Below are 12,600 nucleotides of genomic sequence, written 5' to 3' on the forward strand. Positions count from 1 at the left end.
CAAGAGCAGGCAAGCGCGTCGAGCCGACAAGACAGAAGGACCCTGCACTTTCCACACGGAAAGCACAGGGCCTCTCTGGAAGTTCTTCGCGCCGTGGCGAACGTCAGTTCTTCGTGGCGGCGTCGTAGGCCTTCATGAGGTCGGCCGAGACGCGGCCGCGGTCACTGACCGTCCAGCCGTTCGCGCGGCCCCAGTCACGAATGGCATTGAGGTCGGAACGACCACCGCCGCGCGTCGAGGACGCCTTCGACTGCTGCTTACGACCGCCGACACGACGAGCGTGACCGACCCAGGTGGCGAGAGAATCACGCAGCTTGGCGGCGTTCTCGTCGGACAGGTCGATCTCGTAGTTCACACCGTCGAGGGCGAACTGGATGGTCTCGCTCGCGTCCGAGCCGTCGATGTCGTCTTCCAGCGTGACATGGATGCGCTGAGCCATGATCGGCTCCCTTCGAAGTGCGAATGATTCTGCCCCGCGGGGGCGAGGCGACGAACCCGACATTACCGTCCGATAAGCGAAAGAGCGAAACCCGGCAACCGATTTCGCTCATTCCCCGAGTGTTTTCTCAGACGCAATTCACGCGCCTGGAATGGGGGCGATCATTCCGGGGGCGTCGTCGCGCGAGAACTCATCGTTCCGGGTGCAGCCTTCGGCAGGTGCGCATTCTGCAGACGCGCCTCCTCGTCGCCGGGCGCGACGGCACCCTTCGTCAGGTCGTGTTCGCGCTCCCATTGCGCCTGCGCGACGCGTTCACGCCGGTCGCCCTCCATGATGTGACGCAGGATGAGGTAGAACAGGCCGAGAATTCCGATCGACGGAATGAGCGTCTCGATGGCCGGCCACAGGCTGTCCACGGGCTCCACTTCCTTTCACGTGCAGCCGCGTCGCCGGGCCGCTCCAGGTGTTCAGTCTACGAGGCCGCGGTTCAGGCCTCGCGACCGCCGACGACGAGGGGGACGTTGTCGATCAACCGGGTCGTGCCGACCTTGGCCGCGACGGCGAGCAGCGCCTCCCCGCGGAAGTACTCGGGCACCTGCTCCAACGTGATTGGGTCGACGAGCACGAGGTAGTCGACGAGGGCCAGCGGTTCGCGCACGAGGACGTCCCGCGCAGCGCGCCGTACAGCGGCGGGGCCGGAGTTACGAGCGGCCTCACCGGCCTGGAGGGCCTTCGACAGGCACAGCGCGACCTCGCGGTCGGCTTCGCTCAGATAGGCGTTGCGGCTGCTGAGGGCGAGCCCGTCGGACTCGCGGACGGTCGGTACGCCGACGATCTCGACGGACATGTCGAGGTCACGCACCATGCGCTTGATGAGCAGCAACTGCTGCGCGTCCTTCTGGCCGTAGTAGGCGCGTGTCGGGTGCACGATGTTGAGCAGCTTGTTGACGACCGTCAGCATCCCGTCGAAGTGCCCGGGGCGCGACGCACCTTCGAGGACGCCGCCCAGCGGGCCCGCCGAGACGCGCACGCCCGGCTCACCGTCGGGGTAGACGACGTCAGGGCTCGGAGCGAACACGAGGTCGGCGCCCTCGCGCTCGCAGATCTCGAGGTCGCGCTGCAGCGTGCGGGGGTAGCGCGACAGGTCCTCCCCCGCCGCGAACTGCAGGGGGTTGAGGAAGATCGTGACGACGACGGCGTCGTTCTCCTCGCGCGCGCGACGGATGAGCGTCGCATGCCCCTCGTGCAGGGCCCCCATCGTCATGACGACGCCGACGCTGCCGCCGAAGCGGCCGCGGGCGTCGGCGAACTCGGTGCGGGCGTGGGTGACGACAGGTGCGGTCATGCGTGGCTCCCGGTGGCGTGGTCAGGGACGGGGCTCGAACCTGACGGGGTGGGTGTCGGAGATTGTGGAGGAACGATCGGAGCGGACGGATCAGGGCGTCGGGGGCTCGGGGCCCACCCCGCCCTGGTCTGGTGGCCCGTCGAGCGCGGTCAGGACGGCGTCGATCTGCGTCGGGGTGAGAGCGCCGCGCGCCGAGCTGCGTTGCGCGGTCGCGAGCGCGAGCGCGCGGTAGGTCGGGGCAATGTCGAGTGCCACACCAGTGTGGGCGAGCGCGTCGAGCATGTCGAGGTGACGCGTCAACGTGCCCGCGTCACCGCGCGCGACGGGGCCCGTCAGCGCCTTGTCGCCGCGTTCGAGGGCGTTGTCGAGCGCGGCCTCGAGCAGCGGACGCAGCAGGCGGCCCGGGTCGTCGACGTCGATGCGGCGCAGCAGCTCGGCGGCCTGCGCGACGAGGGTGACGAGGTGGTTCGAGCCGTGCGCGAGCGCCGCGTGGTACTGCGTGCGATCGGCCTCGTCGACGGTGAACGGCTCGCCGCCCATGTCGAGCACGAGCGCGTCGGCGACCATGCGGTGGTCGGGCATCGCCGTGACGGCGAACGGGCAGCCGGCGAGGCGCGTCAGGTCGACCGCGGTGCCGCTGAACGTCATCGCCGGGTGGATCGCGAGCGGCACCCCGCCGGCCTCGACGACGGGCGCGAGCACGCCGATGCCCTGCGCGCCGCTCGTGTGGACGACGATGCGCGGGCCGAGCGTGCCGGGGAAGTCGAGGCCGTGGACCAGAGCGGCGAGTTCGTCGTCGGGCACGGTGAGCAGGACGAGATCGGCGGCCGCTGCGACGCCGGCCGGCTGCTGGACGGGGACTCCGGGCAGCAGCGCCTCAGCCCGCTCGCGGCTCGCCTCGGACACACCGCTGACGGCGACGACGTCATGCCCCGCCTTGCGCAACGCCGCCCCCAGCACCGCACCGACTCGCCCCGCACCGATGACGCCGACGCGCAGGCTCGGCGCACCCGGGAGCGGGGTCGGCTGCTCGAAAGTCACCCGCCCAACGCTACTCCCGTCCGCGAGGTCCTCGAATCACTGCGGGGCCGTGTGCTCGGTGCGGGATGGGCGTTGGTCGCCCGACGGGGGCGCCCGGCGCTCGGTGCGTGCGTTTCGGGCCGCTCGACGAGACGCGGCGTCGCACGTCGGGCCGTCAGTGCGGCGACTCGTCTCGATGCGCTGCCGGCGCTCAGGCGCGGGGCAGTCGCTCGATCAGATGCGTCAGCTCACGTCGCGAACAAACGCGGACGATCGGCAGCTGAGGTCGTCGAGCTGCGACGTCGCCGATGAGCCCCCGGTAGCGCGCGTGGCCCTGCCACGACCAGCGCACGATGTGCTCGGGGTCGGTGAAGAAGGTGCGCAGCGGGCCTTCGGTGTTCCCGTTCCACAGTTCTTGGTGAAGCAGTCGTCGCCGCAGCGTCCGGCTGACGACCTGCCGCGTCACGGTGCCGCGCGGCAGATCGAGCCAGATGAGCAGTTCGGCGCGCTCGGCGAGCAGGTCACGCACCTCGCCGTACTGCCACTCGGTGACCCACGCCTCGGTCGCGACGAACCGCGCGACGTCGTCATGAAACTGCGGGCGCGGTTGCCACCCGGGGCCGTGGAACAGCGCGTCGATCTCATGATGCGGCACCCCGATCCGATCGCTGACGAGCGCACACGCCGTCGTCTTGCCGCTGCCCGACGGCCCCGCGATGATGACGCGTCGCGCCGGCGGCAGGTCGGCCTCGAGCGAGAGGAAGGGCATGGCCCCATTCTGCCGCCGTCACGGTCGGGACATGGGCGGTCGACGCGTGGACGCGACGTAGAGTCGCGACGTGACGCAGCAGTTCGAGAACTCCGACATGCCGGTGAGCCACGCGGTGCCGTGGCGCGACGCCTGGCAGGCCGCGCTCTACGGCCGTGACGGTTTCTATCGACGTGACGAGGGCCCCGGGGGACATTTTGCGACGAACGCGCAGGGCATTCCGGGCGTCGACGAGGTGCTCGCGCAGGCGATCGTCGCCATGGCCGAACGCATCGACGCGGACGTTGTCGTCGACTTCGCCTGCGGCCGTGGCGAACTGCTCGACACCATCAGCCGGTTCGTTGATGACGTCGACCTCGTGGGCGTGGACGTCGTCGAGCGTCCGCCCGAACTCAGCAGCCGCATCGCCTGGGTGCGTTCTGCGGGAGGGGCGTCGATTCCGTCGCTCGACGTCATCGCAGGTCGTCGGGCGTTCGTCGTCGCGCACGAGTGGCTCGACGTCGTGCCGTGCGACATCGCGGAGGCTGACGACGACGGTGTCCTGCGCGAGGTACTCGTCACGCCCGACGGGGACGAGACGCTCGGCGCCCCACTCCCTCCCGGCACCGCCCGGTGGGCCGCCCGTCATGCCCCAACGGCGATTCCTGTCCACGTCGGCGATCTCCGTCCACATTCGTCGGCGGCCCAGCCCACGATCGATGCCCCCGACGATCCACCGCCCCACCCCGTGCCTGACGACGCCCTACCTCCGACCGATGGCCGCGAGAACGCCACCCGTCGCGAACCCGGCGAGCGCGTCGAGATCGGCATGACGCGTGATGCGGCCTGGGCGGCGCTCGTCGGGGAGGTGACGCGTCATGCCGCGGCTGGCAGCGTCGTGGTCGGAATCGACTACGCGTCCACGAGCGCCACGCGGCCGCCGTTCGGCACCCTCACCGGCTTCCGGGACGGCAGCGAGTGCGCGCCCGTTCCCGACGGTTCGTGCGACGTGACGGCGCACGTCGCGCTCGATTCCCTCGATGTCGACGACGTGCGCACCCAGCGCGAGGTGCTGCTCGAACTGTTCGGCGAGCTGGCCCTGGAACCCGTTCCGCTCGCCCTCGCCTCGAGCGACCCACCCGTCTACCTCGCTCGTCTCGCGGCCCGCTCGGCGCTCGCGACGGCAACGCATCCGGGTGGCCTCGGAGCCTTCGCGTGGTTCACGCGGACGATCGGCTGACGCGGCCACCGCCACCTTCGACCACCCGAAAACGCCCGTCGTGCCGGGTTGTCGCCCCCGCCTGGCACGAAGAGCCCCGAGACGCGCCACCTGGCGGCGTCCGGCGAGGGGGAGCCGATCGGCCCACAGCAGCAACGCTTCCGGCGGCGCGAGTCGCGCGACCGAGGCATCCGGCGGAAAAAGTCGAGGCCCGGCCGCAAGCCAACAGGACGCGTCCAGCACCCAGGAGGCGACGTACGAGGATCGAGGCGACGCCGGGTACAAGCAGTCCCTCGGCAACCCGCAGATCCAGATGATCGCCATGGGCGGCGCCATCAAGGTCGGGCTGTTCCTCGGCACCGGCGAACGCCTGTCGGCCGCGGGGCCCGCGCTCATCGATGCCGCGGACATAAACTCCGTCGTCGTGCACCTCGGCGTGTTCTACCTCGGCTCGATCCTCGCGCTGTCGATGCTCATGGCGACCAGTGCGTACTCGGGATCGCAGTCACCGTTCGTCACGGCCCTCGGCTACCGGCGCGCGGTCGCGCGCGGCGACGCTCACGTCGTCGACTTCCGCCTGCCCGGCGCGCCCGTCACGACGTGGATCTGCATCGTCTCCCTCATCGCCGTCGCGCTCTGCGTCATGCTCGACTTCAGTTCGGCGAATTGGTACTACACCCTCGTCGCGGGCGCGCTCATGCTCGTCGGCACGAACGTCGGCTACGAGATCTCGCGACGGCGCCTCGCGCGCAACGGGCTGCCCGACCTCGGCGAAGGTGCTGACGACTGACGCGGCATCGACAGGGCCGAGCGGAGCCGAGCGTCAGGACACCGATTCGGCCGCCTTGCGCGCGCGATAGGCGGCGACGTTGGCGCGGTTTCCGCACCCGCGATCGCAGTAGCGGCGGGAGCGGTTCTTCGACAGGTCGACGAGCACTCCCCCACAGTCACCGGCGCACATCTTGAGGCGGTCGAGTTCGTCGGCGCGGATGACGTCGACGAACGCCATGACGGCGTCGACCGCCATGCGGCTCGCCAGTGGCGCGTCGGACGGCGTCGCGTGCAGGTGGTAATCCCACTCGTCGTGACGCACGAGTTGCGGCAACGCGCGGTACTGCAGCATCACCTCGTTGACGAACGCGACGAGTTCGTCGCGCGACAGCGACCACGCCTCGAGGAATCGGGGGCGCAGGGCGCGCACCTCGTCGAGTTCGGCGTGCGTGCGCTCGTGCGTGCCGGTGTACCCCCAGGACTCGACGAAGGCGTCGAGGTCGGCGACCTCGGTGAGGGTGTCGTCGGGCGTGGCGGTGTTGACGAGCGCGGCGACGGACAGCAGACCGTCCTCCGTGTCATGACCAAAGGGCATTTTGACTCCTGACCTCTTCCAGGTCTAACGTAACCGGCGTTCCTGGTTTTGACCAATTACACGAGAGTTGGAGGTGTTCCCCATGGCTCCCAGCCAGATCGCACACGACATCGAGCCCATCCCCGTCGCCACCCGCAGGCGCGCGGGCCGATCCGGCGCGATGTCCCACACGAGCATGGGCCTCATCATCGCCATTGTCTCGTGTGCGGCGTTCGGCACGTCCGGTTCGTTCGCGAAGGCCCTGCTCGGCTCCGGGTGGACGCCCGTCACGGCCGTCGCGGCCCGCATCAGCATCGCAGCGCTCGCGCTCGCCATCCCGACGGCGATGGCGCTGCGTGGGCGCTGGCACGTGCTGCGCGACAACATCAAGCCGATCGTGCTCTACGGCATCTTCGGCGTCGCCGGCTGCCAGCTGTTCTACTTCAACGCCGTCACGCACGTCAGCGTCGGTGTCGCACTGCTCATCGAGTACCTCGCGCCGATGCTGCTCGTCGGCTGGGCGTGGGCGCGCTACGGCCGCACCCCGCGGCGCTTGACGATCGCCGGGACGGCTGCGGCCATCGTCGGGCTGCTGTTCGTGCTCGACGTGTTCAACGGTTTCAGCGTCGACCCCATCGGCATCGCGTGGGCGCTCGGCGCCGCGCTGTGCCTGACGGTGTACTTCGTCATCGCGGGTGATGAGGAGTCGGAGCTGCCCCCGATCGCACTCGCCGGTGGCGGCATGAGCGTCGGCGCCGTCATCCTGCTCGCGATGTGCGCACTCGGCGTGCAGCCGGTCTCGGTGAGCACCGCCGACGTCACGTTCGCCGGTTCGCAGATGCCGTTCTGGGTGCCGGTGCTCGGCCTCGCGCTCATCGCTGCGGCCCTCGCCTACGCGACGGGCATCTACGCCGCCCGCGCCCTCGGCACGACGGTCGCGTCGTTCATCTCGCTGCTCGAGGTGCTGTTCGCCGTCGCCTTCGCGTGGATGTTCGTCGGCGAGGCTCCGACGCTCGTCCAGGTCGTCGGCGGCGCGTTCATCGTCGGCGGTGTCGTGCTCGTGCGCATCGACGAGTCGCGTCACGCGGAGAGCTTCGGCCCCGTCGTCGCGGCCGAGCACGACGCCGAGATCGAACGCTGGCTCGACGACGTCCGCCCCACGCTCGACGAAGAGTGCGTCACGCGCTGAGCCGCTGAGGGCCTACGTCCGCCACGACGCTGTCGCCTCGGCCCGGAATCGCCCCGGCGCTACGCGCGACGTCAGTCCTCAGCCGCAACTCGGCCACCACTGCCCCCAGGTCACCTCACCACGTCGCCGTCTGCCACGTCGCCACGCCTCGACGTCCACGTGCCCCACTCCATCAGGGCGCGGCGCCGCGGCGGGCGTCGTCGGGTTTGGCAAACTGGGGGCATGTCGTCTCCTGCGTCGTCCCCGCGTGAACTCACCGTCGGCATGGGCGCGGGTGGGCTCGCGACGTCGGACATGGTGCTCAACATCGGCCCGCAGCATCCGGCGACACATGGCGTGCTGCGCCTACGCATCACGCTCGACGGTGAGCGCATCACGAAGTGCGAGCCGATCGTCGGGTACATGCACCGCGGCGCCGAGAAGTTGTTCGAGGTGCGCGACTACCGTCAGATCCTCGTGCTCGCGAACCGTCACGACTGGCTGTCGGCGTTCAGCAGTGAGATCGGCGTGGCCCTCGCCGTCGAGAAGATGCTGGGCATGGAGGTGCCTGAGCGCGCGACGTGGACGCGGACGCTGCTCTCCGAATTGAATCGCGTGCTCAATCACCTCATGTTCCTCGGTTCGTATCCACTCGAACTGGGCGCCATCACGCCGATGTTCTACGTGTTCCGTGAGCGCGAAGAGCTGCAAGGCGTCATGGAGGAAATCGCGGGCGGCCGCCTGCATTACATGTTCAACCGCGTCGGCGGCCTGCGCGACGACATTCCGGCCGGGTGGCTCGATCGCGCCGCGGCGGCCGTTTCTCTCGTGCGTTCACGCATGCCGGAGATCGAGAGTTTCATCGTCGGTAACCCGATCTTGAATGCGCGGACGAAGGGCGTTGGCGTCGTTTCTCGCGAGATGGTCGAGCAGTACGGCATCACCGGGCCGATCGCGCGCGCGTCGGGCGTCGACGTCGACCTGCGCCGCGACGACCCATATCTCGCCTACGGTGAGCTGTTCACTCCTGGCGGGCCGGGGCGCGTCATCACGCGCTCCGAGGGTGATTCGCTGGCTCGTCTCGAGGTGTTGCTCGATCAGACGCATGTGTCGCTCGATCTCGCGGACGCCTGCATCGAGGTGCTGAGGAGCCTGCCGCAGGGGCCGGTGAACGTGAAGTTGCCGAAGGTGCTGAAGGTGCCTGAGGGCGATGGGTATGTGGCGACGGAGAACCCGCTCGGTTTCAACGGGTATTACATCGTGTCGCGGGGTGAGAAGACGCCGTGGCGGTTGAAGTTGCGTTCGGCGTCGTTCAACAACATGGCCTGCCTCGGCGAGGTGATGAGGGGGCAACTCTTGGCCGACATGGTGGCGATCTTGGGGTCGATGTTCTTTGTGGTCGGGGACATAGACAAATGAGTCCCGCCGAGCGGAGCTGAGGCCGACGTCGGAGCTTGCGGAGCATGCCGGCCTTGGCGCAGCGAGGTGGGTCTCATTTGTCAATCAGATATCGACAAGTAGATGCAGCCCTTGCGCACGGTACGGGCCCGGCCTTAGCGCCAGGCAGCGACACCGCCCCATCGTTCGTCCGAGCCACGCCGGATCGCGCGGCCCTCGTCTCGCGCACCGAGAAAACCTACGCTTCCGTAGGTGGGCTGCTGCAAAAGCGATGTGTGTCACGTCACATGGGGTTACGCTCAGGTAGGGCCTGCGCCCGTCGCCCCCCTGTTTCGACCCTCAGGAGTTGTTTTCCATGAGCAAGCACTCAGTTCGCCCCGCCTCTCGCACCCGCCGCGGTCTTGCATCGGTTGGCGCGCTCAGCCTCGTCGGCGGCGCCTCCCTCATCGGCATGGCCACCACGGCGAGCACTGCGTCCGCTGCGACCTCGTCCATCAACTACAAGTGCCAATTGACGAACAAGGGCCTCGAGCGAACCTTCACGGACCCGTGGACCGTGACGATGACCGCAGCTGTGCCCACCAATGTGGCACCGGGCGCGGCGATCCCCGCCCCGAAGATCACGGCGAAGGTGACGACGGGCAAGGACGCCGCAGACCAGCTGCGTGGCCTCAATGTGAAGACCATCGAGGGTACGGCGGCAGCGGCGTACACGTTCGGCGGCACCGCCCGCTCTGTCGACTTGACGATCCCCCAGGTCTCGGTGCCCGCGAGCGGCGGCATCGTGACGAACGCGGAGGGCACCGGCCAGGCCGAGACGGCCCCGGCCGCGGCGGGCACGGTCGATGTCAAGGCCGGCAGCTTCACGTCGAACCAGACGACGGACTCGGGCTTCATCCTCAACATCAGCTGCGCACCGGCAGCGGGCGCCAACACGACGATCGCGACGATCAAGGTCGGTAATGCTGCCCCGTCGACGAGCACGTCGCCGACGACGTCCACCTCGACCAGCCCGACGTCGTCGAGCTCGACCAGCACGTCGACGAGCACCACGACGAGCACCAGCCCGACGGCGCCGTCCACGAGCACGGCCAGCTCCACGGCGATGCCGTCGCCGTCGCACACGACGGGCGGCGGTCAGGGCCCGAAGGTCGAGACCGACTACGTCGGTCACGACTCGATGAACCTCGCCGGCATCGGCCTCGCTGCGGCGGGTGTCGTCGCCATCGGTGGCGCGGCGTTCGCCGGACGTCGAGAGAACTGACACCGGCCGACGGGCCTCAGCGCCTGCGCCCCGCATGACGATGGGGCTCGTTCACCACGAACGGGCCCCATCGTCATGCGGCAGGCTGTGAAGCGGCCGCGAACTCTTGACCACCTGCGCGGTTCACGGTCGACGCGTGCAGCCGCCCACCGATCCACCCTGCAAGGAAGCGGGCTTGCGCGTCAGCGTTCGTCGTCGGGAATCGTGCACCAACGCTGCACGACGAACCCCAGCGCGCTGAGCACGACGGAGCTGACGACGAGCACGCCGAGCAGCAGCACGGCCGAACGGACCGAGGGCACGCTGAGGCGCGCGAGCTGGCCGGCGCTCTGCCCTGCGTACCACCCCGCAAGGATGCCCCCGCCGATGGCGGCCGTCTGCGAGAGCACGACGATACGTCGGGCCGTGTCGGGCGCCACCGTCTCGCGCCCCTGGACGACGGCTGCGGCGGCCGCGCGGATCTCGCTCTCGTCGGACCCGGCGCGGCGCGCGGCGTCCGCTTCCTTCTTCGCCTTCGTGCGGGCGCGCACCTCGTCGCGGATGCGCCATCCGCCTGCGACGAGCAGCCCGCACGCCGCGAGGACGACGAGCACCTCCCACCACGAGTGCTGTGGCGCGGCACGCCCACTGTTGCGCATCAGCTGCAGGAAGCCGCCGCTGATGAGCGCGACGAGCAGCCCCGCAACGACGGCGGTGACCGGTCGGACGGGCTTCATGTCAGGCCTTCCTCGAGGTCGATGTGGTCGTCGTCGTCCCACGACGGGCCGCGGCGCACCCCGGATGCATCGACGCGCTGCACGGCGTCGAGCAGCGGCAGGACGCCGTCAGGGGTGCGCACCGCCATCCACGGCGCCGCCTGGGCCCACGGGACGAGCACGAACGCGCGCTCATGAGCCCGCGGGTGCGGCAGGGCGAGGGGCGACCACGACGCGTCCGCCGCGCCGGCCTGCACCCCGTCGCGCTCGTCGGCGAGCACGATCTCGTCCTCGCGACCGGCCTCGCCGAGCGTCACGACGTCGAGGTCGAGGGTGCGCGCGCCCCAGCGCTCACCGCGGACGCGGCCGTGATCGGCCTCGATGCGATGCAGCTCGCGGATGAGATGCCCCGGCGCGAGCCGGGTGACGCCGACGACGACGGCGTTGAGGTAGTCGGGCTGCGCGACGCCCCCGACGGGGTCGGTCTCGACGAGGGGAGACACCTGGGTCACCTCGAACCCCTCGAGCGCCCGCAGCGAATCGAGCGCCGCGCGCAACGTCGCGACCCGCCGTCCGAGGTTCGTGCCCATCGCGACGACGACCCGGCGGCGCTGCTCGCGGCGGATGCTCACCGACGGGCCTGCCAACGCCCCGGTCGACGGGGTGAACGCGACACCTGCGGGAGCGTGCGGCTTGTGGACGGTGACGTCGACCGCCTCGACGATCTCCCACGCGAGGCAGGCGTCGGCAACGCGCTCGGCGAGCGTCTCGATGAGATCGACCGGCTCGCCGGAGCACACCTCGATGGCGCGCGCGGCGACGTCGGCGTACGACAGCGACGCCTCGAGTTCGTCGCTGCGGCCCGCGGGGCCCAGGTCGGCCTCGAGGCTGATGTCGAGCACGAACGGCTGCGGGATGCGCTTCTCGAAGTCGAGCACGCCATGGCACGCCGTCACGGCAAGGCCGGTGAGGGTGATTCGGTCACTCATCGGGGCCTGCCTCCGCCCACTCGCTCCCCGGCCGACCGCGGCGCCACGGCCCCGCGCGCCGCGGCGACGACGTCGAGCGCTGCGAGCGTCGACGGCACGTCATGCACGCGCGCCCCCCATGCGTCGTGCTGGGCGGCGAGGACGCTGGTTGCGGCCGTCGCGGCGTCGCGCGCGGCGGGCGGGACGGACGCGCCGTCCGCGATGAGCTGCGGCGTCCGCCCTGCGACGCCCAGAAAACTCTTGCGCGACGTGCCCCACAGCACCGGCAACCCGTCGACGTCGAACTCACCCATGCGCGCGAGCAGTTCCCAGTTCTGCTCGGCCGTCTTCGCGAACCCGAAGCCGGGGTCGACGACGAGCCTTTCGTCGCGGACGCCGGCCTCCCGCAGCGCGGCCACGGACTCGGCCAGCTCGCGACACACATCCGTGACGATGTCGTCGTACGCCGTGTGCTGCTGCATGTCGACGGAGTGCCCGCGCCAGTGCATCGCGACGAACGTCGCGTCACTCGCGGCGGCGACGTCGCGCATCCCTGGGTCGGCGAGCGCGCCGCTGACGTCGTTGATGATGTCCGCTCCGACAGCGACGGCGGCCTCGGCGACACTCGCCCGCATCGTGTCGACACTCACGCGCGCACCCGCGGCGACCAGTTCACGCACGACGGGGACGACGCGTCGGGCCTCCTCGTCGGCGCTGGGCCGCTGGGCTCCCGGGCGGGTCGACTCGCCGCCGACGTCGAGGATGTCGGCGCCCTGCGCCACCAGCTGCAGGCCGTGCTCGACCGCGGCGGCCGCGTCGAACCAGCGTCCGCCGTCGCTGAACGAGTCGGGCGTGACGTTGACGACTGCCATGACGAGCGGACGCCGCACCGGTCCATCCGCACGCGGCGACGAACCGTCGAGCGCATTGCCGTTCGAATCACCCGGAGACGAACGATCCGTGCGCATCTCACTCATGCGTTCCTCCGACG

Annotated in this window: 14 protein-coding genes; 5 read left to right on the top strand and 9 right to left on the bottom strand. The window is 70.0% G+C overall.

The genetic code is table 11. The annotated features are described in order from the left end of the window. Positions 1–103 precede the first annotated feature (103 nt). The 5 genes from J4Z35_RS00165 to J4Z35_RS00185 all read right to left on the bottom strand — a co-directional run bounded on the left by J4Z35_RS00165 (position 104) and on the right by J4Z35_RS00185 (position 3,573). Positions 104–439: an Lsr2 family protein gene (locus J4Z35_RS00165; protein ID WP_006943971.1), complete on the bottom strand. Its 336-nt coding sequence runs from the start codon at positions 437–439 to the stop codon at positions 104–106. Positions 440–600: 161 nt separating this feature from the next. Then, positions 601–855 (bottom strand): hypothetical protein, encoded by a 255-nt coding sequence (locus J4Z35_RS00170; protein ID WP_074040192.1) that lies wholly within the window; start codon positions 853–855, stop codon positions 601–603. Positions 856–926: 71 nt separating this feature from the next. Further along, positions 927–1,784, bottom strand: a complete 858-nt coding sequence (panC, locus tag J4Z35_RS00175; RefSeq protein WP_074040190.1) for a pantoate--beta-alanine ligase — start codon at positions 1,782–1,784, stop codon at positions 927–929. Positions 1,785–1,874: 90 nt separating this feature from the next. Next, positions 1,875–2,825 carry a DUF2520 domain-containing protein gene (locus J4Z35_RS00180; RefSeq protein ID WP_062256007.1) on the bottom strand — a complete coding sequence of 317 codons (951 nt, stop codon included), beginning with the start codon at positions 2,823–2,825 and terminating at the stop codon, positions 1,875–1,877. Positions 2,826–3,015: 190 nt separating this feature from the next. Next, positions 3,016–3,573: an AAA family ATPase gene (locus J4Z35_RS00185; protein WP_074040188.1), complete on the bottom strand. Its 558-nt coding sequence runs from the start codon at positions 3,571–3,573 to the stop codon at positions 3,016–3,018. 70 nt (positions 3,574–3,643) lie between these two features. On the opposite strand from J4Z35_RS00185, the gene J4Z35_RS00190 reads away from it, so the two are divergent. Both J4Z35_RS00190 and J4Z35_RS00195 read left to right on the top strand, forming a co-directional pair. Next, complete coding sequence (locus tag J4Z35_RS00190) at positions 3,644–4,792, top strand: SAM-dependent methyltransferase (protein WP_074040186.1); 1,149 nt, start codon at positions 3,644–3,646, stop codon at positions 4,790–4,792. Positions 4,793–5,093: 301 nt separating this feature from the next. Then, the gene (locus J4Z35_RS00195; protein ID WP_074040183.1) at positions 5,094–5,561 is read left to right on the top strand and encodes a hypothetical protein; all 468 of its coding nucleotides are present in this window, start codon (positions 5,094–5,096) and stop codon (positions 5,559–5,561) included. A 33-nt stretch (positions 5,562–5,594) separates the two neighbouring features. Here J4Z35_RS00195 and J4Z35_RS00200 read toward each other — a convergent pair whose 3' ends face one another. Beyond that, entirely contained in the window at positions 5,595–6,137 is a 543-nt protein-coding gene (locus tag J4Z35_RS00200) for a CGNR zinc finger domain-containing protein (protein WP_074040181.1), read from the bottom strand. Positions 6,138–6,219: 82 nt separating this feature from the next. Between J4Z35_RS00200 and J4Z35_RS00205 the strand changes: the two genes are divergently transcribed. The 3 genes from J4Z35_RS00205 (at position 6,220) to J4Z35_RS00215 (ending at position 9,946) form a co-directional block, all read left to right on the top strand. Continuing rightward, positions 6,220–7,305: a DMT family transporter gene (locus tag J4Z35_RS00205; RefSeq protein ID WP_208065235.1), complete on the top strand. Its 1,086-nt coding sequence runs from the start codon at positions 6,220–6,222 to the stop codon at positions 7,303–7,305. Between the two features lie 222 nt (positions 7,306–7,527). Beyond that, positions 7,528–8,703 (top strand): NADH-quinone oxidoreductase subunit D, encoded by a 1,176-nt coding sequence (locus J4Z35_RS00210; RefSeq protein WP_208065236.1) that lies wholly within the window; start codon positions 7,528–7,530, stop codon positions 8,701–8,703. A gap of 334 nt (positions 8,704–9,037) precedes the next feature. After that, positions 9,038–9,946: a DUF6801 domain-containing protein gene (locus J4Z35_RS00215; protein ID WP_208065237.1), complete on the top strand. Its 909-nt coding sequence runs from the start codon at positions 9,038–9,040 to the stop codon at positions 9,944–9,946. 182 nt (positions 9,947–10,128) lie between these two features. On the opposite strand, the gene J4Z35_RS00220 is transcribed toward J4Z35_RS00215, so the two are convergent. Genes J4Z35_RS00220 through folP form a run of 3 tightly spaced genes read right to left on the bottom strand, consistent with a single transcriptional unit; the run spans position 10,129 to position 12,586 of the window. Further along, positions 10,129–10,662, bottom strand: coding sequence for a DUF3180 domain-containing protein (locus tag J4Z35_RS00220; RefSeq protein ID WP_208065238.1), 534 nt, complete (start codon positions 10,660–10,662; stop codon positions 10,129–10,131). Next, positions 10,659–11,630, bottom strand: a complete 972-nt coding sequence (gene folK, locus J4Z35_RS00225; RefSeq protein WP_208065239.1) for a 2-amino-4-hydroxy-6-hydroxymethyldihydropteridine diphosphokinase — start codon at positions 11,628–11,630, stop codon at positions 10,659–10,661. The genes J4Z35_RS00220 and folK overlap by 4 nt, the downstream gene beginning before the upstream one ends. Next, entirely contained in the window at positions 11,627–12,586 is a 960-nt protein-coding gene (folP, locus tag J4Z35_RS00230; RefSeq protein WP_243754725.1) for a dihydropteroate synthase, read from the bottom strand. The genes folK and folP overlap by 4 nt, the downstream gene beginning before the upstream one ends. Positions 12,587–12,600 lie beyond the last annotated feature (14 nt).

Origin of the sequence: Dermacoccus sp. NHGro5, assembly GCF_017565385.1 — a bacterium.
Taxonomy (GTDB): domain Bacteria; phylum Actinomycetota; class Actinomycetes; order Actinomycetales; family Dermatophilaceae; genus Dermacoccus; species Dermacoccus nishinomiyaensis.